This is a genomic window from Paenibacillus marchantiophytorum (genome assembly GCF_014640555.1).
Taxonomy (GTDB): domain Bacteria; phylum Bacillota; class Bacilli; order Paenibacillales; family NBRC-103111; genus Paenibacillus_E; species Paenibacillus_E marchantiophytorum.
The window spans coordinates 1-1,168 of sequence record NZ_BMHE01000121.1 but is presented as its reverse complement, the minus strand read 5'-3'; the positions used below and the strand labels follow the sequence as shown (position 1 = coordinate 1,168).

Here is a 1,168-nt window from a genome sequence, read left to right as displayed (position 1 = left end):
TGATGCCATTAGGGCGCTCGACCGGATCATCATGAAAGAACCCATACGCTATGTGGTAGACGCAGATATTCGCGGCTTTTTCAATCACATGGATCATGAGTGGATGATGAAATTTCTGGCGCATCGCCTAGCTGACCCTAATCTCTTAAGACTGATTAAGAAGTTCTTAAAAGCAGGAATTCAGGAGGACGGAGAGTTGAAGCCTACGGATGAAGGAACACCGCAAGGGGGAATCATTTCGCCGATCTTATCCAACATTTATCTGCACTACGCACTTGACTTATGGTTCGAGGTGACAGTGAAAAGAGAATGTGTTGGAAGGGCAGAAATGGTACGTTACGCGGATGATTTTGTGTGTTGCTTTGAACAGGAAAAGGATGCGAAGCGATTCTATGAGGCATTGGTTGTAAGGCTGAAAACGTTTGGGTTAGAGATCGCAGAAGAGAAGACGAAAATTATCCGATTCGGAAGGCAGTCAGAAGTGGCATGCAAAGAGGTAGGTTTAAAGAAACCAGAAACCTTTCGACTTCCTAGGGTTTACTCATTACTGGGGCAAAGGGAAGAATGGGCGCTCAAGACTCATGAGGAAAACGAGCGCAAAGAAATTCAGGGCGAAAGTAAAGGACATCAAGGCATGGATTCGGAGCAACCGACACAAGGCAGAAGCGGAATTCATGGGAACCCTACGAAGTAAATTAGTTGGACACTACAATTACTATGGTGTGTCGGACAACATGAAAGGGATCACATCCTACCTAAGAGCAGTCAAAAGACTGGTACTGAAGTGGAGAAACCGAAGAAGTCAGAAGATAAGCTTCACGGAGGAAAAGTTCGCGAAGTTCATGACCCGAAACCCATTTCCGAAACCACACATAACTGTGAATCTATTTGCAAAGAAAAGCAACTCTGTAAGGTAGCGTGAAGAGCCGTATGCCTTAATTGGGCACGTACGGATCTGTGAGGGGTAAGGGGCACAATCCAAGATGGAAAGGCCCCGCCTACTCGACTATTTTGCTGTTTGATGGGAATTTTTACGCTTTTTGTGGAAATAAGACCCTGTAGGAGACCGTCGATTAACATTCTGCATCCAGCCCTCCCACTTCCCAATTAGCAAATTTTGTGGAAATTCTTAAAATTTACGTATGCGAGTCCTCATTTTGTTTCCCCA

General features: G+C 45.1%; 2 protein-coding genes. Both read left to right on the top strand.

Annotation, left to right across the window (positions count from 1 at the left end):
• The coding region (locus tag IEY34_RS36135) for a reverse transcriptase domain-containing protein (RefSeq protein WP_268240230.1) at positions 1 to 694 on the top strand (694 nt) is incomplete at its 5' end.
• Positions 582 to 917: a group II intron maturase-specific domain-containing protein gene (locus IEY34_RS38050; protein WP_189021114.1), complete on the top strand. Its 336-nt coding sequence runs from the start codon at positions 582 to 584 to the stop codon at positions 915 to 917. The genes IEY34_RS36135 and IEY34_RS38050, both read left to right, overlap by 113 nt.
• The last annotated feature ends 251 nt before the right edge of the window (positions 918 to 1,168 follow it).